This window comes from uncultured Methylovirgula sp., from assembly GCF_947646745.1.
Classification (GTDB): domain Bacteria; phylum Pseudomonadota; class Alphaproteobacteria; order Rhizobiales; family Beijerinckiaceae; genus Methylovirgula.
On record NZ_CANSHK010000015.1, the window covers coordinates 39,317 to 61,486 of the forward strand.

25 protein-coding genes and 1 tRNA gene are annotated in these 22,170 nt (G+C 60.0%); 9 read left to right on the forward strand and 17 right to left on the reverse strand.

Going from position 1 to position 22,170, the window contains the following annotated elements; all coding sequences use genetic code 11:
- Positions 1 to 22: 22 nt before the first annotated feature.
- The gene (locus Q0025_RS06240) at positions 23 to 760 is read right to left on the reverse strand and encodes a class I SAM-dependent methyltransferase (protein WP_297297103.1); all 738 of its coding nucleotides are present in this window, start codon (positions 758 to 760) and stop codon (positions 23 to 25) included.
- Positions 760 to 1,974, reverse strand: a complete 1,215-nt coding sequence (gene mnmA / locus Q0025_RS06245) for a tRNA 2-thiouridine(34) synthase MnmA (protein WP_297297105.1) — start codon at positions 1,972 to 1,974, stop codon at positions 760 to 762. The genes Q0025_RS06240 and mnmA overlap by 1 nt, the downstream gene beginning before the upstream one ends.
- A gap of 396 nt (positions 1,975 to 2,370) precedes the next feature.
- Here mnmA and Q0025_RS06250 point away from each other — a divergent pair, with 396 nt between their 5' ends.
- Positions 2,371 to 2,646 (forward strand): DUF1153 domain-containing protein, encoded by a 276-nt coding sequence (locus tag Q0025_RS06250; protein ID WP_297297107.1) that lies wholly within the window; start codon positions 2,371 to 2,373, stop codon positions 2,644 to 2,646.
- A 31-nt stretch (positions 2,647 to 2,677) separates the two neighbouring features.
- Here the strand turns inward: Q0025_RS06250 and Q0025_RS06255 are convergent, their stop codons facing one another.
- A complete protein-coding gene (locus tag Q0025_RS06255) occupies positions 2,678 to 3,730 on the reverse strand; it encodes a UPF0104 family protein (protein WP_297297109.1) in 1,053 nt (350 codons plus the stop codon).
- Between the two features lie 204 nt (positions 3,731 to 3,934).
- Complete coding sequence (locus Q0025_RS06260; RefSeq protein WP_297297111.1) at positions 3,935 to 4,342, reverse strand: flagellar export protein FliJ; 408 nt, start codon at positions 4,340 to 4,342, stop codon at positions 3,935 to 3,937.
- A 329-nt stretch (positions 4,343 to 4,671) separates the two neighbouring features.
- On the opposite strand from Q0025_RS06260, the gene ctrA reads away from it, so the two are divergent.
- On the forward strand, positions 4,672 to 5,373 hold the full coding sequence (gene ctrA / locus Q0025_RS06265) for a response regulator transcription factor CtrA (protein ID WP_297297112.1): 702 nt from the start codon (positions 4,672 to 4,674) through the stop codon (positions 5,371 to 5,373).
- A gap of 52 nt (positions 5,374 to 5,425) precedes the next feature.
- Here ctrA and Q0025_RS06270 read toward each other — a convergent pair whose 3' ends face one another.
- The 6 genes from Q0025_RS06270 to chpT form a co-directional block, all read right to left on the reverse strand.
- Complete coding sequence (locus Q0025_RS06270; protein ID WP_297297114.1) at positions 5,426 to 6,277, reverse strand: protein-glutamate O-methyltransferase CheR; 852 nt, start codon at positions 6,275 to 6,277, stop codon at positions 5,426 to 5,428.
- Positions 6,274 to 6,879 (reverse strand): CheB methylesterase domain-containing protein, encoded by a 606-nt coding sequence (locus tag Q0025_RS06275; protein ID WP_297297116.1) that lies wholly within the window; start codon positions 6,877 to 6,879, stop codon positions 6,274 to 6,276. The genes Q0025_RS06270 and Q0025_RS06275 overlap by 4 nt, the downstream gene beginning before the upstream one ends.
- Before the next feature lie 118 nt (positions 6,880 to 6,997).
- Positions 6,998 to 7,375 (reverse strand): PleD family two-component system response regulator, encoded by a 378-nt coding sequence (locus Q0025_RS06280; RefSeq protein ID WP_297297119.1) that lies wholly within the window; start codon positions 7,373 to 7,375, stop codon positions 6,998 to 7,000.
- Positions 7,376 to 7,422: 47 nt separating this feature from the next.
- Complete coding sequence (locus Q0025_RS06285) at positions 7,423 to 7,914, reverse strand: chemotaxis protein CheW (protein ID WP_297297121.1); 492 nt, start codon at positions 7,912 to 7,914, stop codon at positions 7,423 to 7,425.
- Entirely contained in the window at positions 7,911 to 10,457 is a 2,547-nt protein-coding gene (locus tag Q0025_RS06290; protein WP_297297123.1) for a chemotaxis protein CheW, read from the reverse strand. Before Q0025_RS06290 ends, Q0025_RS06285 begins: the two co-directional genes overlap by 4 nt.
- Before the next feature lie 259 nt (positions 10,458 to 10,716).
- Positions 10,717 to 11,388: a histidine phosphotransferase ChpT gene (gene chpT, locus Q0025_RS06295; protein WP_297297125.1), complete on the reverse strand. Its 672-nt coding sequence runs from the start codon at positions 11,386 to 11,388 to the stop codon at positions 10,717 to 10,719.
- 320 nt (positions 11,389 to 11,708) lie between these two features.
- Between chpT and cysQ the strand changes: the two genes are divergently transcribed.
- The 6 genes from cysQ (at position 11,709) to Q0025_RS06325 (ending at position 15,782) form a co-directional block, all read left to right on the forward strand.
- On the forward strand, positions 11,709 to 12,563 hold the full coding sequence (gene cysQ / locus Q0025_RS06300) for a 3'(2'),5'-bisphosphate nucleotidase CysQ (protein WP_297297127.1): 855 nt from the start codon (positions 11,709 to 11,711) through the stop codon (positions 12,561 to 12,563).
- An 82-nt stretch (positions 12,564 to 12,645) separates the two neighbouring features.
- Complete coding sequence (locus Q0025_RS06305) at positions 12,646 to 13,233, forward strand: DUF1134 domain-containing protein (RefSeq protein WP_297297129.1); 588 nt, start codon at positions 12,646 to 12,648, stop codon at positions 13,231 to 13,233.
- A 125-nt stretch (positions 13,234 to 13,358) separates the two neighbouring features.
- On the forward strand, positions 13,359 to 14,549 hold the full coding sequence (locus Q0025_RS06310; RefSeq protein WP_297297131.1) for a hypothetical protein: 1,191 nt from the start codon (positions 13,359 to 13,361) through the stop codon (positions 14,547 to 14,549).
- A gap of 52 nt (positions 14,550 to 14,601) precedes the next feature.
- A tRNA-Glu gene (locus tag Q0025_RS06315) sits at positions 14,602 to 14,677 on the forward strand.
- Positions 14,678 to 14,799: 122 nt separating this feature from the next.
- A complete protein-coding gene (locus Q0025_RS06320; protein ID WP_297297133.1) occupies positions 14,800 to 15,141 on the forward strand; it encodes a PadR family transcriptional regulator in 342 nt (113 codons plus the stop codon).
- The gene (locus Q0025_RS06325) at positions 15,141 to 15,782 is read left to right on the forward strand and encodes a hypothetical protein (RefSeq protein ID WP_297297135.1); all 642 of its coding nucleotides are present in this window, start codon (positions 15,141 to 15,143) and stop codon (positions 15,780 to 15,782) included. The genes Q0025_RS06320 and Q0025_RS06325 overlap by 1 nt, the downstream gene beginning before the upstream one ends.
- 28 nt (positions 15,783 to 15,810) lie before the next feature.
- On the opposite strand, the gene Q0025_RS06330 is transcribed toward Q0025_RS06325, so the two are convergent.
- The 5 genes from Q0025_RS06330 to Q0025_RS06350 form a co-directional block, all read right to left on the reverse strand.
- Positions 15,811 to 16,221 carry a hypothetical protein gene (locus tag Q0025_RS06330; protein ID WP_297297137.1) on the reverse strand — a complete coding sequence of 137 codons (411 nt, stop codon included), beginning with the start codon at positions 16,219 to 16,221 and terminating at the stop codon, positions 15,811 to 15,813.
- A 218-nt stretch (positions 16,222 to 16,439) separates the two neighbouring features.
- Entirely contained in the window at positions 16,440 to 17,255 is an 816-nt protein-coding gene (locus Q0025_RS06335) for a TIR domain-containing protein (RefSeq protein ID WP_297297139.1), read from the reverse strand.
- Positions 17,255 to 17,476, reverse strand: a complete 222-nt coding sequence (locus Q0025_RS06340; RefSeq protein ID WP_297297141.1) for a hypothetical protein — start codon at positions 17,474 to 17,476, stop codon at positions 17,255 to 17,257. The genes Q0025_RS06335 and Q0025_RS06340 overlap by 1 nt, the downstream gene beginning before the upstream one ends.
- Positions 17,477 to 18,333: 857 nt before the next feature.
- Positions 18,334 to 18,636: a hypothetical protein gene (locus Q0025_RS06345; protein ID WP_297297143.1), complete on the reverse strand. Its 303-nt coding sequence runs from the start codon at positions 18,634 to 18,636 to the stop codon at positions 18,334 to 18,336.
- A 168-nt stretch (positions 18,637 to 18,804) separates the two neighbouring features.
- The gene (locus tag Q0025_RS06350) at positions 18,805 to 19,008 is read right to left on the reverse strand and encodes a CsbD family protein (RefSeq protein ID WP_297297145.1); all 204 of its coding nucleotides are present in this window, start codon (positions 19,006 to 19,008) and stop codon (positions 18,805 to 18,807) included.
- Between the two features lie 212 nt (positions 19,009 to 19,220).
- Here Q0025_RS06350 and Q0025_RS06355 point away from each other — a divergent pair, with 212 nt between their 5' ends.
- A complete protein-coding gene (locus tag Q0025_RS06355; RefSeq protein WP_297297147.1) occupies positions 19,221 to 19,442 on the forward strand; it encodes a hypothetical protein in 222 nt (73 codons plus the stop codon).
- A gap of 95 nt (positions 19,443 to 19,537) precedes the next feature.
- Here Q0025_RS06355 and Q0025_RS06360 read toward each other — a convergent pair whose 3' ends face one another.
- Together Q0025_RS06360 and Q0025_RS06365 are read right to left on the reverse strand one after the other, a co-directional pair.
- Positions 19,538 to 19,777: a hypothetical protein gene (locus Q0025_RS06360; protein WP_297297149.1), complete on the reverse strand. Its 240-nt coding sequence runs from the start codon at positions 19,775 to 19,777 to the stop codon at positions 19,538 to 19,540.
- A 271-nt stretch (positions 19,778 to 20,048) separates the two neighbouring features.
- Positions 20,049 to 21,818, reverse strand: coding sequence for a methyl-accepting chemotaxis protein (locus Q0025_RS06365; RefSeq protein WP_297297151.1), 1,770 nt, complete (start codon positions 21,816 to 21,818; stop codon positions 20,049 to 20,051).
- Positions 21,819 to 22,170 lie beyond the last annotated feature (352 nt).

Sequence of the window (22,170 nt, forward strand, 5' to 3'; positions counted from 1 at the left end):
GTCTTTTGCCGGGCCTGCGTGTTCAACGTTTGGTGATGCGGATCAGCGTGAAGAAGCCGAAGGGCGGCAGCGCGCGGCGTTCGACGAGCGCCAAGCCGGCACGGCCGGCGAGCCAGTCAGCCAAAATGCGCCAGGGAAATTCCGGCCGCCAGCCGAGCGCCGCGCTGCGCGCGGCCAATTTGGCTTCGACCCAGGCGAGCGGTCCGCGTGTCGTGCCGATGTGATTGACAAGAACGATCTCGCCGCCGGGTTTCAGCACCCGCACCCATTCGTCGAGGCTTGCTTCGGGCCGCGGCAGCACGGTCAGCACATAGGGCGCGACGATCACGTCGAAGGTCGCATCCGCAAAGGCGAGGTGGCATGCGTCCATCATCGACAGGCCGGCGACATGATGGAGTGCGGACGCCGCAACGCGGCGTGCCGCGCGCCGCAGCATCGGTTCGGAGAGATCGATGCCGACCACACGGCTGGCGGGGTCGAACATCGGCAGTTCCAGGCCGGTGCCGACGCCGACATCGAGGATCAATGCCCCTTTATGACGGCTCGCGACCGCCGCCGCGATCTTGCGGCCGGGGCGCATCGCTTCGGAGAAGGCAAGATCGTAGACCGGCGCCCAGCGCGCATATGCGTTGGCGACGGCGGCATTATCGAAAGCGCGCGGCCGATTGACATGTGGCGACGCGAGGGACTGACCACGCCGCCGAGACGACGCGGACCGAGGTGACCTCAGAGAATGGCGGCTGTCCTCGCGCTCGCTCATCAGCCGTCGGCAGCGGCGAGGGAGGCATCGTGCGGGAGACGTTCGGCGGCGAGGTCGGACGCCGTTTCCGAGATGAAACCGCCGCCGAGCACACGCGCGTCGCTGCGGTCGCTGTCATAGAGCACGCAGGCCTGGCCGGGCGAGACGCCGTCTTCGCTGCTGGCAAAGGCGACGCGGGCTTCGCCGGCATCGACATGCAGAAAGCCCGCGACCGGCGCCTTGGTCGAGCGTACCCGCACGAAGACCTCACGACCCGCGGGGCCGAGGTCCGCTAAAGCGCCGTCGCCGATCCAATTCATCTCGCGCAATTTCACCTGTCGCGTGGCGAGCGCTTCGCGCGGCCCGACAATGACGCGCGCGTGGGCGGCATCGAGACGGACGACATAGAGCGGAACGGCGGTTCCGGCCTCGTTGAAGCTGATGCCGAGACCGCGGCGCTGGCCGACAGTGTAATTGATGACCCCGGCATGGCTGCCGAGCACACGGCCGTCGAGATGGACGATTTCGCCCGGCCGCGCCGCGTCCGGCCGCATCTGTTCGATGAAACTGCTGTATTTGCCGGAATGAATGAAGCAAATGTCCTGGCTATCGGCCTTGTCGGCGACCAATAGGCCGTGCCGGCGCGCGATGGCGCGCACTTGCGGCTTCTCAAGCGCGCCGAGCGGGAAACGCAGATTTTTCAACTGATCCGGGGTCGTCGCGAACAGGAAATAGCTCTGGTCGCGGTTCGCATCCTTGGCGCGATAGAGTGCGCGGCCGCCGGTGCCATCAGGCCGCGAGGCGATATAATGGCCGGTCGCCAGAACATCAGCGCCGAGCTCGCGCGCCGTATCGAGAAAATCGGCGAATTTGATGTCGCTGTTGCAGGCAATGCAGGGAACCGGCGTTTCGCCGTCGGCATAGCTCTGCGCGAAACGGTCGATCACCTTTTCGCGGAAGCGCTGCTCGTAATCGAGGACATAATGCGGAATGTCGAGCCGCGCGGCGACTTGCCGGGCGTCATGAATGTCCTGGCCGGCGCAGCAGGCGCCCTTGCGATGCGCAGCGGCGCCGTGGTCGTAGAGCTGCAGCGTGACGCCGATGACGTCATAGCCCTCTTCCTTGAGCAGGGCCGCGACAACCGAGGAATCGACGCCGCCCGACATGGCGACAACCACCCGCGTCTCGGCGGGGGCTTTCGGCAAATCCAGACTGTTCAGCGGTTCGGTCTTCATCGGATTAATCGGATTGATTCGGCACGTGCGGCGGTCGGGCCGTAGGCTCTATATAGTCGCCCTTTGGCGGCTGACATGCTCGGTTTTGACGCGACGTATGGGTTCGTGCTGCCCTCGCCATTCTAAATCACCCTGGCAGCGCCTTGGCAACGTTCCAAGTGGCGGCGCAGAAAGCTCTGGCGTCGCTGTCCTGGTTTCGGGCAGCCGTTAAGGTTTTGCAAAGAAACCGATCCAGACCGATACGGTTTCGTGAAGATTTTATTATTGTATTCATAGAAATTATACTAATAGATAGCTCTACTTTTAGGCTAGACATGGCTGTGTCGCTTAGGCGAATCTTAAGCTAGCTCGCTTATTCTCAGGAGGTAAGGGTCAGTCAGTATGTGAGTTTTCGATATGGTCGAGTTGCACCGCCCGAGGGTCAAATATGTCATCGGGCCAGACGGGAGCCCCCTGACCGTGGCAGATCTTCCGCCGGTCACGACCAAACGCTGGGTTATCCGGCGCAAGGCTGAAGTCGTTGCGGCTGTGCGCGGCGGCCTTATTTCGCTGGAAGAGGCGTGCAGCCGCTATACGCTGACGGTCGACGAATTCCTGTCCTGGCAGATGTCGATCGATCAATATGGCCTCGCCGGCCTGCGCACGACCCGCATCCAGCAATATCGCATGTGAGTTCATCTGCGGCCGGGGATTGGCCGCACGCTCATGGATCGGCTGGCAGTTTCACAGGGCGCGCCGGCCCGTTCAGCACTTTTCCATCGGGTTTCGGACCCTCGGCCGCGAGTTTCGCGGCCGCATCCGCATGGAGCGCCTCGGCCAGCCGCCGGCGCTCGAAGATCACAACCACGACCGCCGCGAATAACAACGGCAGGACCAAGTAAAGCAGCCGGAACACCAGCAGCGCGGTCAGCACTTTATCATGCGGCATGGCCGGCATGGCTTTGATGAACAAAAGCTCGAAGACGCCGAGGCCCCCTGGCGATTCTGAGACCAGCGCGACCGAAAACGAGGCAATGAAAATCCCGAGAATGACGAGGTAACCGGGATTATGCTCGTGCGGCAGGGCGAAATAAATGATTCCGGCCGCGCCGAGCAATTCCGCCGAGGACGCCGCCAATTGCCGCATAGCGATGTTGAGATGCGGATATTCAATCCGGACGCGGCCGATGATCAAGGGTTTGAGTCGAAGCGCCGAGCCGATCACATAGGCGGCAACGAGACCAAGACAGGCGAGCCCGATGAGCCGCGCCATAGCCGGCTCGGTCAGGACATGCGGCAGGAGCCGGCCAAGCCGGCGCAATTGCACCGGGTCCGCCACCAACACGATACCGCCGAGCAATAATACGCCGAGCCCGAAGGTGAGTGAGCATAGGCCGACGAGCAAGGCGATCTGGGCGGCCGAAAGGCCTTTCGTCGAATAGGCGCGGTAGCGCACCATGGCGCCGGAGACCACCGACGCGCCGATATTGTGGGCTAGCGCATAGGTCGTAAACGAGCATAGGCCGATGAAGGCCCAGGAGATATGTTTGACGCCGAGGTGCATCAGCGCGATGCGGTCGTACCAGGCAAGCGCGGCATAGGCGACGAGCGTCGATAGAATCGCCAAGCCATATTGTTGAAACGAAAGCGTTTTGAGGTCGGCCAGGACTTTCGGGCCAACAGCCTGACCGTGAAACTGCCGATGCAGCAGCCAAATCGACACCGCCAAGGCGACGAGGCCGACCGCGGGCCAGACAAATTCCTTCAGCCGCTTCATAGTTCTCCTGAAATGCCGCCCGGCGACGGCCTCTCGGCATGGGGCACCCGAGTCTGTGCCGGCCTCGCGTCAGCCGGGGAAGACCCAAAAGTATCGGACAATGCAAGCGCTTATTCGCCAAAGACATGGCGATTTGACGCCAGCCGCGTGTCCGACGGTCGGGGCCGCGAAGAGCGCCGGTTGCGCTCAGCTCAGGAGAGTTATTTAGGCGCGCGCTGCGCGCAGGTCAAAATCGGCGATCACCGCGCCGTGGTCGGGCGGCTCATGGCCCCGTTCGGACGCTTTCTCGCGTCCCTCAAGGCTGGTGATTTTATTGAGGTCGGCGAGAGCCTCATCGAGATGCGCTTTGGCCTCCTCGAGCTGATCGCGCAATTCGCCGCTCGAACGCAGCAGATTGTCGCGCCGGCTCCGGGCCGCTCGAGCGTAGGTCGGATAGGCGAAATGCGATGGATCGGAGATTCCGGCGCGCTGTTCCTCAAGCGCGATCTCCCGGTCGAGGTCGGCCGCCATGCGGGCGAATTCGCCGATCATGGCTTCGATCTGCGCCAGCCGGCGGCGGCGCTCTTCAACATGGAAACGCTTGAGACGGATGAGCGAGTCCCGCGACTTCATAACTTGGAAACTCCGAAACGCAGCCGATCCCGAGGTGTTTAGTCAATTTTTCTTCGAGACGACGCTGAAGATGACCTATTAAAGTTTCTGCTTTCTTACTCCGACCGTCGTCCCCACTGGCCGGCGCAGGATCATTGGGTATATTTTGTGTCTGTGCCTGATTCGGACGGGGGTTCTGCGGAGTCCGGAATGATTTTGTTAACCAATGGCCGTTAACTTTAAAAAAGTGGTTCGGCAGGGTCGTTCTCGCTGACGCCCGTTAACGAGGGGCGTCGGAGGAAATACCCGCTTCGCGCGCCGACCGACGAGGGGAAGGCTGAGGGCTCCACATGCGCGTGCTCCTGATAGAAGACGACAGCGCCACCGCGCAAAGCATCGAGCTGATGCTCAAGTCCGAGAACTTCAACGTCTATACGACCGACCTCGGCGAGGAAGGCATCGATCTCGGCAAGCTCTACGACTACGACATCATTCTTCTCGACATCAATCTTCCCGATATGTCGGGCTATGAGGTGCTGCGCACGCTCCGCGTTGCCAAGGTGAAGACGCCGATTCTTATCCTTTCGGGTCTCGCCGGCATCGAAGACAAGGTGAAGGGCCTCGGCTTCGGTGCCGACGATTATCTGACCAAGCCCTTCCATAAAGACGAACTCGTCGCCCGCATTCACGCCATCGTCCGCCGCTCGAAGGGCCATGCCCAATCGGTGATCACGACCGGCGACCTGATCGTCAATCTCGACCAAAAGACCGTTGAGGTCTCGGGCAACCGCGTCCACCTCACCGGCAAGGAATATCAGATGCTGGAGCTGCTTTCCCTGCGCAAGGGAACGACGCTCACCAAAGAGATGTTCCTCAACCATCTCTACGGCGGCATGGACGAGCCCGAACTCAAGATCATCGACGTCTTCATCTGCAAGCTCCGCAAGAAGCTCGCCAACGCGAGCCGCGGCCGCAATTATATCGAGACCGTCTGGGGCCGCGGCTATGTGCTGCGCGAGCCCTCGGAAGACGACGAACTGGTCTCGGCTTAGCCGGCGTCATATCCTGGAAAATGAAAAGCCCCGCAAAAGCGGGGCTTTTCATTTAGCTGGCCACAAGGGCCAAGGCCGGCCGTCCCGGCGGCGTCTCGGGCCGCACGATGCTCACCGAGCGATGCTCGGGGTGCGGTACCAGCGCGTCCGTCAAGCCGATGACCGTTTCCGCCGCACCCATGATGAAGAAGCCATCCGGAGCGAGGATTTTGGCCATTCGGTCAAGCACATCCTTTTTTGTCGGCACGTCGAAATAAATCAGCACATTGCGGCAGAAGATCACATCGAAACGGCCGAGCGGGGCATAATCCGACAACAGGTTGAATTCCTCGAATCGGATGCGTGAGCGAAGATATTCGTTGATGCACCAACGCTCGCCCTCCTGGCGGAAGTAGCGCAGCAATTGCGTGATCGGCAGGCCGCGTTGGATCTCGAATTGCGAATAGATGCCGTTGCGCGCGGTATTGATCACGCCGCGCGAAAGATCCGTGGCGAGAATCTCGATCTTCCAGCCGGCTAGGCGATGCGCCTCTTCGTCGAGCAGCATGGCGAGCGAATAGGGCTCTTGCCCGGTCGAGCAGGCGGCGCACCAGATGCGGATTTGCCGGCTGTCGCGCCGCGCCTGCAGCAAATAGGGGATGATAACCTTGCGGAAATTGTCGAACGGCACGCGATCACGGAAGAAGAAGGTCTCGTTGGTCGTCATCGCTTCGACGACCTCGCGTTCGAGGTCTTCATGGGCGCCGGAGAGCAGCATTTTGACGAGGCCGCCGAGGCCGGAGAGGCCGAGCTGCTGAACGAGCGGTTGCAAGCGGCTCTCCGCCAGATAGGCTTTTTCGGCATCAAGCGAGAGGCCCGAGCGCCGATTGAGCAATTGACGCAGCATCTCAAAATCGGAATTCATGATTTTTTCTCGCGGAACTGTGACTGGCGAACGAGGCGGCAGACCCACGCGCCGATTTCCTTCAGCGGAAGAACGGCCAAAGCCAATCCTTCGGCCGCAACAAGACGCGGCATGCCCCAAACGACGGAGGAGGCGGCGTCTTGCGCAACGACCGCGCCGCCTGCTGCTACGATCGCGCGGGTGCCGGCAAGCCCGTCGCTGCCCATGCCGGTGAGGACGATGCCGATCAGCGTGGCGCCGAATACGTCGGCAGCGGAACGAAACAGGACATCGACAGAGGGCTTGCAGAAATTTTCGGGCGGCGTGTCCAGCAGCCTGATAATCGTCATCTCACCCTTGCGCGCGACGCTAAGATGGCGGTCGCCAGGCGACAGATAGGCATAGCCGGGCAGGATCGTTTCGCCGTCTTCGGCAAGCCGCGTCGGCTGGCCGGTCAGTGTTTCGATCCTCGCGGCGACCGTGCGCGTGAACTCCGGCGGAATATGCAAGGCGATCAAGACCGGCACCTGCGCGATGATCGGCGCCAATCCGTTGAGCACGACAGGCAGCGCCTGAGGGCCGCCCGTGGAGACGCCGATAACGATGGCCGCTGGCCTGGTCATGAGCTCAGGCTCTGCGGGGGGCCGCACGGGTGCCAGGGTCGGCGCCTCATGAGCCGGACCAAGACCGAAATGATCGCCTTGCTGACTCATGCCGAGCGCCAATCAAATCACGTTGCCGTTAGACAGCCGTATCGAGCAAGCCGATCTCTTCCAGCTTGGATTGCAGGATCTGCTTATCGAACGGCTTCATGATATACTCGTCGGCGCCGGAATGGATTGCCCGCGCGATATGGGCGACGTCGTTTTCCGTCGTGCAGAACACGACTTTCGGCTTCAGCCCGTCGGGCATTTTGCGCAGCTCCTGCAGGAATTCGAAGCCGTCCATGACCGGCATGTTCCAGTCGAGCAGGATCGCGTCCGGCATGAAAAAGGCGCAAGCGTTGAGTGCCTTGCGTCCGTCTTCCGCTTCGACGGTCTGAAAATTCATCCCTTCGAGAATGCGGCGCGCGACCTTTCGGATGACGGTCGAATCATCAACGACCAGAATCTGCTTCATCGTCTTGTCCTTGCATCTCTTGCTGTCGGTTGTCGGATAGCCCTGCATTAGATGTGCCGCGGGAAATCGAAAATCGCGCCAACGTCCAGCAATGAGAGAATCCCATTTTCGAGACGGTACGCGGCTTTGGTAAACTTTGCCCTGCGTTCGCCGAGGTGGGGGGGCAATAAAATCCGTGTCTCGGGCTCGAGATGCAGAACATCGCCGACCTCGTCGACGACCAGCGCGAAATTTTCGCCACGATAATCCATGCCGACCGCAAGCATCGAACGCGCCGCTTCCCGATCAGGCAGATTTAGCCGCCTGCGCAGGCTGACGGCGGTGACGATCTTGCCGCGCAGGTTGACGAGGCCGATGATCTCTCTCGGTCCGAGCGGCACCGGCGTTACCGCTTCGATGCCAAAAATCGTCTGCACCGAATCGACCGGCAAGCCGAAGGGTTCGCCGCCGACGAAGACGATGAAGCAATGGACTTGCGCCTTGCCGCTGTTGGCACTCTCCATCGACGGGGTCGGGTGTTGCGTTGCGTCTGTTCTCATGCGGCAAACGATCCGATAACGGTTTCTTCGAGATCAAGCTTGTTGAGTTGACGCACTTCGAGAATCTCGCCGAGCATTTTAATAAGCGCGGTCCGGTCGAACTTGCCGACGGCGCCATACATGCCGCTTTCCTTTGCTGCCTGGAGCACGCTCGGCGCGGCATGGGCCGCCAAGGCGATGACAGGCAGACCCGCGTGCCGCGGCTCGCTTGTCAATTGCCGCGCCAATTCATAGCCGCTCATCTGCGGCATATCGGTATCGGTCACCACCGCGTCGAACTGCGCGCCTTTCTCGAACATCAAAAGCGCTTCGGCGGCGGATGCGGCGGTATTAACACGATAGCCAGCGGCAATGATGAGAGGCGCCAGCATGTCGCGGAAGAACGGCTTGTCGTCGACCAGCAAGACGCGGAATTGATGGGCCACGGCACGCGAGTAAGCAGCCGGGCGGCCAAGTCGCAGGAAATAGGTCGCGTCGAGGACCTCGGCGATCGCGCCGCGAATTTCGGCGGTGCCGATGATGCCTGGCGAAGCGCTGGTGATTTCAATATTGAGCGGCGCCTCGACGACGTCGATGATCTCTTCAATCAGCAGCCCCATGCTCTCGCCGCCGATGCCCAGCACGAGAACCGGATTGATCTCCTGCAAATGGGCTTCGGCGCCGGCGAAGAGCGGCACGAGCGGCATCAATTGCGATTGGTGCTGGACGACGAGGCGGCCGTCCGACGTATGAATGTCGGACGCCCGAATTGATTCAATGCGGACGATCAGCGACAGAGGCAGCGCCTTGGGTGCACCGGGGCCGGCGCGAAACAGCACGAAGCGCGTGGTCTCTTCCGCCGGGACGAAGCTTTCGACGACGCGGCCGACCGTATAGTCATTGGCGCGTTCAAAGCCCATGCGCGCGGCAATGCCGGAGGGATCCAGGATCAGCACGACCGACCCATCGCCGAGGATCGTGTGGCCGGAAAAGACCTGAAGGTCGGATAACGAGCTGCCGAGCGGCTTGACGACGATTTCCTGTACGTCAGCCACCGCATCGACGAGGATTCCAAATGTCTGGTTGTTGACGCGCATGACGATGACAAGATCGTCGGTCGCCGGTTTCGAGGCGTCGGTTTCAAGCTGCAGAATCGATTTCAGCGCCACGACCGGCAGAATGTCCTGGCGCAGGCGAAGAACGAGGCTGCCCTGCAGATCCTCGAGCATATGCGTCTCGGCTTCGCCGACGCCGACCGCCTCGACGACCGAATGCTGCGGCAGGGCGAAGCGATGGCCGCTGGCTTCGACGATCAAGGCCGGGGTAATCGCCAGCGTCAGTGGAATCTTGAGCGTGAAACGCGTGCCTTTGCCGGGCACCGTCGTCAAAGAGATCGCGCCGCCGATCGCCTCGATATTGTCGCGGACGATATCCATGCCGACGCCACGGCCCGAAATGCTGGTGACGGCCGCCGCGGTCGAAAAGTCCGGAGCGAAAATAAAGCGTCCGACATCTTCATCCGACAGCGCCTTCGCTTCGCTTGCCGACACCAGGCCTTTGACCACCGCTTTGTTGCGAATCTTCTGCAGGTCGAGCCCGCGTCCGTCGTCGGAAACATCGATCGTGATATAGCCCGCCTCATGCGTGGCGGTGACGCGGATCGTGCCTTCTTCCGGCTTGCCGCGGGCGAGGCGCTCTTCCGGCGTCTCGATGCCGTGGTCGGCGCAATTGCGCAGAAGGTGGGTCAGCGGATCACGGATGAGCTCAATGAGCTGGCGGTCGAGTTCAGTGTCGGCACCTTCGGTAACGAGATGCAGTTTCTTCTTGAGATCGACCGAAAGCTCGCGCACCAGCCGTGGCAGGCTCGCGAAGAGGCGGCCGACCGATTGCATGCGAGCGCGCATCACTGCGTCCTGCAGGTCGGTGGTCAAGCCCGAGAGCCGCTGCAAAGGCGTCTTGATGACGGCGTCTTCCTGATGCCGCGTGATCTCCAGCAACTGGTTGCGGGTCAGCACCAGTTCGGAAACAAGGATCATGATCCGCTCAAGCGCGCCGACCGAAACACGAATGCTTTCGGCCCGGGCGGATGCGCCGGCAGCGGGCGCCGGCCTGTCCTTGCGGACGGGTTCCGGCTTCGATTCGGCCAGAGGCGCTGCCGCGCTCGCGCCGGTGGCCTGAACGTCGGGTTGCGCTGCGCCGGCATCGGCCTGCAGCGCCGCGATCAAAGCGCTATCGTCGCCTTCCGGCTCCCGTCCGGTTTCGGTAAGGCCGGAGAGAATGGATTTGACCCGATCGACGGCTGCCAACGTCAGCGAGACGGTTTCTGCCGTCGCCGGTGCGCCGCTGCGCAATTTGCTGATCAGCGTTTCGGTTGCGTGCGTGAGGTGCTCAAGCCGTGCGAGACCGAGAAAGCCGCAGGTTCCCTTGATCGTATGGAACAGCCGGAAAATGCGAATAATGGCTTCGCGATCAGAGGGATCGCGTTCAAACAACACGAGCTGTTCGCCGGCGGCGTCGATGTTCTCGCTCGTCTCGACGAGAAAATCGTGGAGCAGGTCGTCCATAGAAGCGCGAAATCTCCGGCCGAGAATAGGCCCGGCAAAGAATTATCGCCTGGAATGGGTTAAAGAGCGTTGAAAAAAGTCGGCTATTTCGTGCCGGATATGGCTAAAAGACGAAGCGATTCAGAACGAAATTTCGCATTGTCCGTGCGGCTCGGCGCGCGAGTCTGCGCAAAGCAAGCGCAATGCTGCCCGACGGCGTAAGCTTATCTTGCACGCGGGCCTATCGCCGCGTGCTATTCTCGCGCTTTGCCAGGACCGGTTACGCAGAGGCGCTCGCTAAAGCCTCGGTCGTGGCGGGAACGGCTTCGATGCGCACCTTCTCGCTCGTCGCTGCGACGGTCAATTGCAACTGCGCCGCGCGGGCGATCAGACCTGTATAGAAAGCCTGAATGCCATGGGCATCGACCTGGTTGTTTTCCGGCATCCCGGCGAGCAGTTGCGGGACGTGGCTGGCGAGGCGAGCGTTGGTGCCGGCCGCTTCGACGTCGATGCGTGGAATCGCTTCGCTCGTGTCGACGTTGACGCTGATCAATCCGCCGCGCGGAATGGCCGCGGCGGCGATCAGGCAAAGGTTAAGGATCAGTTTGACCTTGTCCTTGGCCATCAAGATGCGCGGCACGTTCCACGTGAGTTTGGTGCGGTCGTCTTCGAGCAGGCCGCGCGTGACTTTTTCGGCATCGCCCGTGTCGATCGCCGCCCCCGCGGACCCTGCCGCACCGAAAGCCAGCCGGCAGAATTGCAGCCGCGCCGATGCGGTGTGGGCGCTCTTTTTGACGAGATCGAGCGCGAAGCCGCGCATCTCCGGGTCCTTCTCCTCGTCGAGCATTTCGAGACCGTTGACGATGGCGCCGACGGGGCTGATCACGTCATGGCAGACGCGCGAGCACATGAGAGCGGCGAGGTCGAGGGGGCCGAGCGCGAATTCCGTCATGTTCCGTCCTTTGAATGAAAGAAGGCCCCGGCGCGAGCCTCGCGGAAGGCCATCCCCGCTTCGGGCAATGATCGGCGGTAACCGACCGAATCCATTCTGTTGCGGCGCAGTATATCGGCGCAGACTCTTCGCAGGTGCAAGATAAATCCTGACGCCGCGGCAAGACATCCACGGCGAATCGGCTTGCGCTGCGACGGCTTTTTGTTACATCCGGAAAGAATGTTTGCAACCGTGCGCCGTTGCGCCATCTATAAGCTGCCGCAAAGCTAATATCTCATGCCGTCAGCGGTCATCAGATGCCGCTGACCTTGCAGGACCCGATGTCTGTCCAAACCAGTGCACGACCGCTGAGCCTGAATTACCAGGCGATTGCGGAAGATTTCGCCGAGCTTGCGGTCGCCGCCGGCGCAGCCATCATGCTCTTCTACAATGCCGACAGCCATGCTCGGGAAAAGGGCGACACGAGTCCGGTCTGCGACGCCGATCTCGCCGGCGAAGCGGTGATCCTCGCGGGCCTCGCAGCGCGGTTGCCCGACCTGCCGGTCGTCTCCGAAGAAGCGGCGGCCGCGGGCGCCAAATCGATCGGCGGCGACGCCTTCATTCTTGTCGATCCGGTCGATGGCACGCGCGAGTTTCTTGCCGGCAAGGGCGAATTCACCGTGAATATCGGGCTCGTCGTTCATGGTGAGCCCAAGGTCGGTGCAGTCTATGCGCCGGCGCTCGAACAAATGTGGTTGGCCGGCGATCATGCCGTCACGTTTCCGGTCGCACCGGGCGGGGCGTTACCGCCGGCGGCTGAACGCGCCCGCATCCAGGCGCGGCGCCAGACGCAAGACGGCCTCGTCGCCTTGACAAGCTGGTCGCATACCGATCCGCGCACCTCGGCATTTCTCGAAAATCTGCCGGTCAAGGAGCGGCGCATGATCGGTTCGTCGCTGAAATTCTGCGCGCTCGCGGATGGCTCCGGCGATATCTATCCGCGTTTCGGCGCGACCATGGAATGGGACACCGCCGCAGGCGATGCCATCCTGCGCGCCGCCGGCGGCATCGTGCTCGACCGCGACGGCCTGCCGCTGCGTTACGGGAAAGCGGCGACAAAATTCATGAACGGCTCTTTCGTCGCTTGGGCGGACCCGGACGCCATTCCCGCGGCGCTTGGCGCAAGAAGGGCGTAATCTTTCATTAACCATGCTCGCGGAGAGTCGGGGCGCGATTCGTAGCCTTTCGGATCAGCGCGGCCTCATTCGGGAGATGACCATGCGCTCCACTTCGCGGCGGGAATTTTCGGCATTGATCGCGGCCTCGGGCTTGACCTTAGGCTTGCCTAAGCCGGCGCTGGCTGTGAGTGAGGACGACCGGCCGGGCGAATTCACTGGCGACGAATTGCTTCAGGCTGGCCATCACTTCTTCGGCACGCTGTCGCGCGGCCTGGCACAAGTCGTCGAAGAAGCGACGCGGCGCTGGGGCCGGCCAAACGGCTATATCCTCGGTCAAGAGGCGGGCGGTGCGTTCATCGGCGGGCTTCGCTATGGCGAGGGCCTCATGTACACGCGCAATGCCGGCGACTTGAAAGTGTTCTGGCAGGGGCCCTCGCTCGGTTTCGATGCCGGCGCCGACGGCGATCGGACTATGATGCTGGTCTATGGCCTGCCGGCGGTGCGCGCGGTGTTTCAGCGCTTTGCCGGCGTCGATGGCTCGGCCTATCTCGTTGGCGGTTTCGGTATGACGGCGCTGACAGCCAATAATGTCGTCGTCGTTCCGGTCCGCACGGGCCTCGGCGCGCGGCTCGGCCTTAATCTCGGCTATCTGAAGTTCACCGCCTATCCGACCTGGAACCCCTTCTGAGCCGCGAGCGCGGCTTGCGCGGGCCCGATTTGCGCCCAAGTGTTCGATTTTGATTCCCCTGGTTAGAGGTGTCATAGTCCGGTTCATCGAAATCCGGCGGGCGAAGCTGCGTGATCGAACAAGCCATGATTTTTGCGCTTGGGTTCCTGGTTGCGGGACTCATCGCCCTTGCCTTCGCGCCGGTCTTCTGGAGCCGGGCGCTGCGCCTGACGCGCCGCCGGCTTGAGACACAAGTTCCTCTTTCTGTTGAAGAAATTCTCGCCGACCGAGATCACCTACGGGCCGAATTCGCGGTCGAGCAGCGGCGCCTCGAAATGCGCCTTGCCGCGGCGACGCAGGCCCATGCTGCCGATCGCAGCGAGCTCGGCCGCCGCGCTGCGGAGTTTTTGGCAATGCAGCAAAAGGTGGCGGATCAAAGCGAGCAGATTCGCGTCACCGTCGAGGCCCTCTCCAAGGCGGAGCATGAGATCGCCGGCTTCGCCAGCGAGCACGGCGCCCTCGCCTCGGCGCTTTATGACGCCGATGGCCTCTATAAGACCAAGCAAGAGGAGCTGGCGAAGCTCAGCCAGGCGCATCAGATGCTTTCGGCTGTCGCCGACGAGCGGCTCGCAAGCCACGCCTCGGCGGACGCACGCGCCGCCGGCCTTGAACTGCGGCTCGGCGATGTCAGCCGGACCTTGGTCGAGGCGGAAAAGCGTTTTACCGAACGCACCGCCCATGCCGCGAGGTTGAACGATGCGCTCGTCGTGGCGCGCAGCAACCTTGAGGTGCTCGAGGGCAATTACGCAGTGCTGCAAAAGAAGTTCGATGCCGAAAGCGCCCGCGTGGCGCAGCTTGGCAAGGAACTCGACGACTTGCGCCAGCAGCGTGATGCCGATCAGGGCAAGCTGCGGGCAGCGAACATCAAGATCGGCGTGCTGGAAGCCGGGCTTGAAGACGCCAAGCAGCGCGAGGCGCAAATCCTGACGCAACGCGATCAGCAGATGGAAAAAATCCGTACCTCCGAGCGCGCCCTGAACGAGAAATATGACGCTCTGCGTTCGGACTTCGCGGCCCAGGAGGGGGCGCTCGAGGCCGCGCGGCGGCGCTGCGAGACGCTCGAATCCGAGCTTTCGCAAGCCCGCGTTGCGCGCGGTAAACATCAGCCGGGCTCCGAGGCAGAACAAAATGCCTCGCTGCGGCAGGAGGTGAGCGAGGTCGGAGCGGCCATCGTCCGCTTGGCGAAGGCGGCGAGTGAAGCGCCGCCCAATCTCGCCGCGCCGGACGAAGAGCCGCGCGACGCCAGCCTCGAAATGACGAACGGGACAGGCCGCTGAGGTCTGCGGCCCTTGCAGTGGCGCAGATCGCGCGATAGAAGCGCTGTCTTCCGCTCCCTTCGTCTAGCGGTCTAGGACGTCGCCCTCTCACGGCGAAAACAGGGGTTCGAGTCCCCTAGGGAGCGCCAAGGATTTCAATATCTTAGCCTAAGACGGCCGTAGCCGAAGGCCCTTCCGAGAAGGAATCGCTAGACAAATGATTGGCATCGCCATATGTAATACGAGAATAACTGATATCAGAGATTAGGATATGGCCGAACTCGGCAAGTTTGAGCTTCCCGTCCTCGCAGCGGTCGCTCGTCTACAAGGAAATGCATATGGCATTTCGGTAATGGACGAGGTGAGCAAGCGGGCAGGTCGCGAGATCGGCTACGGGACAATCCACGTCACGCTGTCCCGGCTCGAACGAAAAGGATTTTTGTCCTCAAAGATGGGCGAACCATCGGCGGAAAGGGGCGGACGGCGCAAGCGTTTCTATGAGGTCACAGGCGAAGGCCGACTTGCGCTTGCCGAGTCATTAAATCGCAGTCGTGCGACTTTTGCAGGGCTTGGCAAGCTTTTGCCGAAGGCAGCAGGGGAAGGGCAACTATAATGTCCGACAAGAATCGCCCTGAGCCTCCGCAGCACATCTCTATCAAAACGGTCACCCAGACGACTCCGGTTTGGATTCCTCCGGCTCTCGGCATGACGGAGACTTCGATTCCCCCTACTGTCAGCATTATAGGAGGCTCTTCAATTTCTCCTACAGTAAGCATGTCAGAAGGGTCTTCGTTTCCGAGCTTCAATAGGAGTTTTGCGGAGTCGCCGGTCGGAGAAGGCGCCTATGGTCAGGGCACCTATGGACAAGGCGCGTTCGGAGGATCGACATTTGGAGAATCGACATTCGGCGGGGTTGTGGATCCACCCACCGACCCGGTAGACCTCGACTTTGAGGAAATGGAGCCGGGTAGCTTCGACGATGAGCCTGCAATGGGGACGTTCATTGAAACCGAAAAGCTCGTCTTGCACCGTTCAAACACCCCGATTCCTCCGCCCGGGTGGGCTGAAGAGCTAATCGATAATGCACTGCCGATAGACGAAGCGGAGGAGGTGCTTGGGGATTTGGCTGAAGCTTATCAACATCGCGCCTTAAAGAATCCGGCGCGTGCGGTCCGCTGGTATTGCGCACAGGCTATTCGCATCGTCCTCGAACGCTATATTCGGATGTTATTTCCGATCAAAGAGAAAGCCTGATTATAAAAAAATCTCGCGGTGCGAGGACCTACTCATCAGCCTCGGACCACAAGGCCAATTCTAATGGCTTCGGCACGATAAGCATCGCAGGCAACGACTCTGTGTAAGGCCAGTAGACGGCGTTTATCTTGTGACGTGGTACGCCTTCGTGCCTTAGATAGATGCTAAGATCGGCGCATTGTACGACTCCCGCTCGCACCTTTTCGGCTATGTCGCGAATCTCCTGTAACGTAAGCTTGATATAGCCGTATTTTGACGATCCTTTGCGCTTCCGCTTCGTTAGGTACATCGTATCCTTCTCATGAAAGAGCGCGGGATACTTCGCCGCATGAAGCAATTGATTCCGGCAATTCTGGCACCAATCGAAATAGTCTACAAGATTGTCCATCGACGCGATAACATCGTCGCGCTTGTGATGCGCAGCGACAAAACTTTTCATCGCACTAATTTTCTTCTTTTTAGACAGAGCCGAAAAACTCGGCGCGCTCGAATCCGCGTTCTTGCGCTTCGCGACGCTGAAAATCAAACCCTCTAGACTAGACTCAGAGCCGCGAAAGTGACGGCGATAACACCCAGGGCGTGGAGATGAAGTCGCGGGCCAGGATTATAGTGTGACAGAGGCCAGTTGTCCGCTTCATCCATTGCGCCGCGCTTTGTTTATCGGTCGAAGTTGCCTTGCGTAAGCCAATGGCCGCCGGATAAATCGACATTGAACTTCAACTTCGATTTCAGTCGATGAGCGAGTTCTTTGCGATCTTCGGGATCGTTTGAGAGGCTCACGAGGTGCTTACCAGCGATATCGCTTATTTCCCTGACCTCACCGACCTGGACCAGAATCGTCTTTTCAGAATGTGCGCCGAGCGCTAAGCCCGCCTCGAAAATGACGTTCGGGCGTGACTGACCTTGCAAGTTTCCAACTCCTTTTCGAAGGTCCGCACCACTACAAAATTTCTTCTTGAGCTTCGCTTCTTCGTCAGGAGAAAACAACACCAACACACCCCGCACCGTCTCCATTGATTTCTTTATGATGTCATCAACATGAGGATTAGCACCTTTGGCAGCCCTTGTAGCCTGACTCCACTCCAGGGGATGCAAGCCGATTGCGCGGAGGAAGGCAAATAAATCGGCGGCTAGGTCCGAGTCGCGGCCGTGCACAACGAAGATTGAATTGTTATCAGGCGCTATTTGCTTCTTCGCAGCAGGAGCTTTTCGCGATGGTGCCCTTACAGCGTCTTTCGGAGTGGAAGCGGGCGGCGGCGCAGGCGACGGCGCAACGCGCAATGCTTCCATTTGTTCTCTGGTGGCGTAACGCGAGTAACTGATACCATGTTCGCCGGCAAGTAATAATGCACCCAGGTCATTGGTTACACGGTTGGCAACCGCGGTCCGTTGTATTGCTGCGTAGACCGTGCGGAGCTTGGCCCCCATCCGCTTTTGCAAAAGGACCAGTAAAGCTGGTGAGATTTTTGCCATCAGCCGCTAGCCTTAGCCTTGGTTTTTGGCGCACGTGATTTGGCGACGTTAGCGAAGTTCGCGCTCAGGCCGAGTAATTCGCCGATTTGTTTTGCGTCGAAACCCACCGCGAGAAGCCGTCGCGCCGCCTCTGCATTGTCTAACTCTTTCGTGGCGATGATCGCTAGCAGACGAGCGATTCGTTCCAATGGGTCCGGAACTGCACTACTTTTTGCGGCCACGCTTAGCCCCCTTTTTCCGGCGCTTCATCTCTCGGATCGACGCTAAAGTGCTACCAACCGTTACCGCTGCTTCGGCTTCCGGCACCCCAAGGTTTTCAAGAAATATCGCTTTCTCAAGGACAGTTTGCTCAGTGTGCGCCACTTGCTGCATGCACAAAAAAGCTAGCGCCCGCCCGATCACAGGAAGCCAAATTGCATTGGAATCTTCTGAGCTGGACATGATGGATTGCCCATAACAAAACCGCGCTCGTTGGCGCGGTTACTTCAACAACTGCAAGAACAACGCAATAATTAGTATCACTCAATACGTCGATGCACGAAATCTGTTGATAAGCCTCCTACCAAGCTTTCTTTGGACGAAACAAAACTACACGCGGTGGCAAATCGGGCGGCGGTCTTCCTGGTCCAAGTTCGATAACATCCCTTGTGATAGGGATGAAGCGGGTGCCACCATTTGCAGTCGGCGGCCAGGTATTCGAGAAGGTCCCGCATATCGATATCGCCCACGACGTGAGCACATGCAGGCAAGCCGGTGACATAAGGATAGGTCGCGAGGTTATCGCCACTAATTGAGCTTCCCCCGCGCATAGCCATGCGACAAGCGCTATAGCCCGGTCCCGCGCCGTCTCCAGATAGGAGACGGGCCTGCAATAGGGATCGGATCGCCGCCCGGCGTCGCCGCCGTGCTCGGCTAGGATTTCCCTTCGCGAAGCAAAGCCTCGTCAGGTTCCCCAAAATCCTTCTCCTCTTTTGGCGGCGATATGGCCACTTCATTGCTTCTATGTTCACATAATGTTCTCAGCCGGCACAGTCTACGGCGATCAATTCCCTGACAGTCGGAATTCCGCCTCGCGGAATCACCATCTGAGCATCATCCGCCGCAGGACCTCGGCGAGCGCTTCTTCGAGAGCTTCCCGCACGTCGGCCGTCTCTGCCACCCAGTTTTGACGCGGTTCGTTTTGCGTCCAGCCTTCCACGCAAACGAGATGGACGCCGGTCACGCCATTGATGGGTCTATCGATCGCAATCCTGAAGCTTTGGCCATCCGGACTTGAAAGATCGGCGCAGAGCATCTCGTCGCCCGCCCAACACGTTGTGAGCCTTAGCGCGTGCGCCGCGGTCCAGTCGCGGACGGCCACAGCGATTTCTCGATAGCTCATGACCGCAAATCGTTAATTTCTAATACCTTGTAAGCTTATAACTTACGTTAGGCAGGAGATGTTCCTCAAGCGGAAAAGCCAGACATACAGCACCGATGCGCGCCCGAGGCCCGGGCTGCATCGATGCTTAATAATTGCGATAAATACGGAACTGCGGCGAGATCCCAATCACCACTTCTGCAGATCGTACCAGTGCTGAATGTCTTTGCGAATCTGATCGCGCGCGAGGCCGTAGCGTTCTTGGATCAGGCCTTCGAGCTGGTCCTGCTTGCCGGCTATTCTGTTTAAATCATCGTCGGTCAATCGGCCCCATTGCTCTTTGATCGTGCCCTTCAGCTGCTTCCAGTTTCCTTCGACGCGGTTCCAGTCCATCCTCGCCTCCTCTTCAGGTCTAGATTGGCCGTGCCCTCAATTCCAAGGGTGTGGGTTGGGTTCCGCCGGCCTTTGCGTGTGCCGGCAGCACAGAGGACCGCTGGCCGTCGCGATATCGTGACAATTGAATGATGCGCCCGGCCTTGTTCGTTAATTTAGTTTATAGCGAAGACGCAGTTTCGCACTGTATGGGCAGGTGTCAGAGGTGGCATATGCCGATACGGAAATTACTCGATAACAGTGCTTTTGAAGCGGAAGACGTGGCTGCGATCACCGCGGCCTTTGAGGAGGTTCTGCGGCGCTTGCGCATTCCGAGGGGCAGCAATCCGAAGCGCGAGGAAATGATCGCTCGAAAGGTTTTTGCCATAGCCAAGAGCGGCGAGACCAATGCGCCTCGCATCGTCGTGGAAACGATTCGGCAAATGAAAACCTGAGACGCTTGCGTTGAAAGGAAGTCTGGCGGTCGCAGCGCCCGTCGTCCGCCAGCAAGAATGCTTATGCCGGGCAGATACACGCGGGCGCTAAGCACTCAGCCGGATGGCACAAACCGATCGTCGCGCCTGTTCGGCCCGGTGATCGTTTTCGAGAGCTGCACGGGCATGTCGTTGTCAGTGACGACGATGTTGAAGTCTTCGAGCACGTCCAGTTGAAACCGGCGCCAGGCCTGTAAATCATGACCGGTAAAGGTGATGAGTGTTTCGCCCTCATCGTCGGTGACGCGCACCACACCATCAATGGTTCTGACAAGATTCATCGCATCGGACATCATGTCTGATACTCCGTGATGTGAACCTGTCCGTTCATGCTACGCGATAATTCACTTAAAGGCGATTCACTAAAGCAATGTACAAAATTCTATAGCTTCGGCGCCGCGCTCTTGATGCGCGCCCAGATCCGTGACGCCGAGACACCGCACCGGCGTCGCACAGTTTGCGTAAATCCGGCATCCTAAGACGCGCCGAAAAACCAGGCGCCGATGCGCCATCCATCGGCGCATTGGTCCAGCTATCGTGTCCTTACAGCTGAAGCGTGAGCGGTGATCAACTTGCCTTGGCGGCAAAAGCGACGGAGCTTTCGGCGTCATCCGATGGATCCGTGCTGGCTGTGCCGGGCCGACTTGCAAGCCCGGCAAGTTCGGCTTCGCCGATCAGCTCGCCCGGCTCATCGCGGTAGCTGTTTCGGCCGGAATAGACTTTGCCTTGCCATTTCAGCTCGATCTCGCGCCGGCGGGGGTCGCGCCGGAATGCCTCGATGAAGCGATTGATGCTGGCAAGCAGAGAAAGCCGATTCGGTTTCGCCGCGACGGCGGCAGTATAGTAATAATAAGTCGAGGCAATGTTGCCGGGCAGCACGTCTATCTTGCCAAACCACGGGCTCGTCACGTCGGTTGCGGCCCAATGATAGATGGGCAGATCGACACAAAACGCATCGACCTTGCCGTCGACCAAGCAATCATGAATGCGTCCTTGGTCGGAATAGGCGATCAGATTGCCGAGCGTGACCTGACCGCCAGATTTGTTTCGATTGGCGCCCCAGCGCAATCCCGCCGTTTCGAGCACTTGGAAAGCGCCCGGGTCATTGATGACGCCAAGAACGAGCCCTTCCAGGTCGCGTATGCCGCTAATACGCCGATCGCCTTTGCGGCGGGCAAGGATGAAGGGGAGGTAGGTATAGGTCTCGGAATAGGCGACGCCGCGATAGGCGACGTTTGGCGGAAGCGCACTCCACACCACATCGACGGCTTCCTCGTCCGGCCTCGGTCCGACGTAAAGAAGCTCGGTCAGCACGTCCCAGGGGTGTTCGACGAATTCGCAATCGACACCGATCGCACGGGCATAGGCGCGGGCGTAATCGGCATCGAGCCCGCTCAAGGGCTCGCCGGGGCGCCGGCGGAACGACAGCCCAACAAAGCCTGGCTCGATGCCAACGCGAAGCCGTCCGCGTCGGTGGATCGTTTCGAGCCGGTCTACGTCGTCCGTCTCGATATGCCATTTCCGGACGATGCGCTCGAAAGCGTGCGAGGGTGATGCGCTCTGCATCGCCGCTTGGACAGCGGTCAGCTCCTTGCCCGCCCAATCGAGCTTACCGCCCGCGCGCGCGATCATCGTCGCCTGCATGTCGTCGAGCTCGCGAATGACCGTATTGTTGGCGGCGACCTCGCCGAGGCCGACCGAGAGCTCTTGGACGCGGTCGGCTATCCGGCCAAGCGAGGCTTCGCTCGTCGTTCTTATGTCGCCCACGGCCTCCCGAACGCGGCCCACCGCGTCGATGGCTTGGCGTTCGACTGTCGAGAAATCGAGAAACGCCTCGATCTCTCTTGCGCCTGCCATGGTCGTCTCGGCCAATTTGCCGACCTCGTTGGCGACCACGATAAAGCCGCGCCCGGCTTCGCCGGCGCGCGCCGCTTCGATCCGGGCATTGATCGCGAGCATTTTGATCTGCCGCCCGATTTCGAGAATTCCGCCGAGTACGGCGCGGGCGCGGCTCGACTTGTCGGCAATAGCGCCTAGGAGCTGATCGAAGTCGCCATCAATTCCGTTGACCAAGCGGTCGAGCGAATCCCGGGTTTCGGCTTCGATCACGGTCGTAAGCTGAGAGCACCCTTTCAGGCCGTCGTCTGCCTTTGTCACCGAGGCGCCTAGGCGTTGCGAGCGCTCTTCGATCTCTTCGATCAAGCGGATTTGGCTGGCGACGGAGGTTGCTGCCTGCGCAACGAGATGCCTCGATTGATCGAGCGTGGCGGCCAATGCGTCGTCAAAAGGCGCCGCTTCCATCTCAGGAGCAGACAATTCGGCAAGCGACTCGTCCATGGCGGCTTCCGAGTTCGGATTATTTGAAAGCGCGAAGTTTATTGGGGTGGGCCATCGCGCTCGCAACGCTTCTAGAGCGCAAGGGATAAAATAGATTTAAAATTCCTTTGAGGAATTTTTTTTGAGATAACAGGTCGCGGGCCGTTGCGGGCTTCTCTGTCCTCTAGCGGATGAAGATCAATGTCTCGTGCCAGGAAGTTACTTTATAACATCCAAGCGGCATGACCGAACTTTTCGCTTGTTATTTTCTCATTGCTAATGATATTTTCTTTACAAGAAAAAGGAGGGAACGACTTTATGTGTGGGATTGTAGGACTATTCCTGAAGGATCCGGCGCTTGAGCCTGAACTCG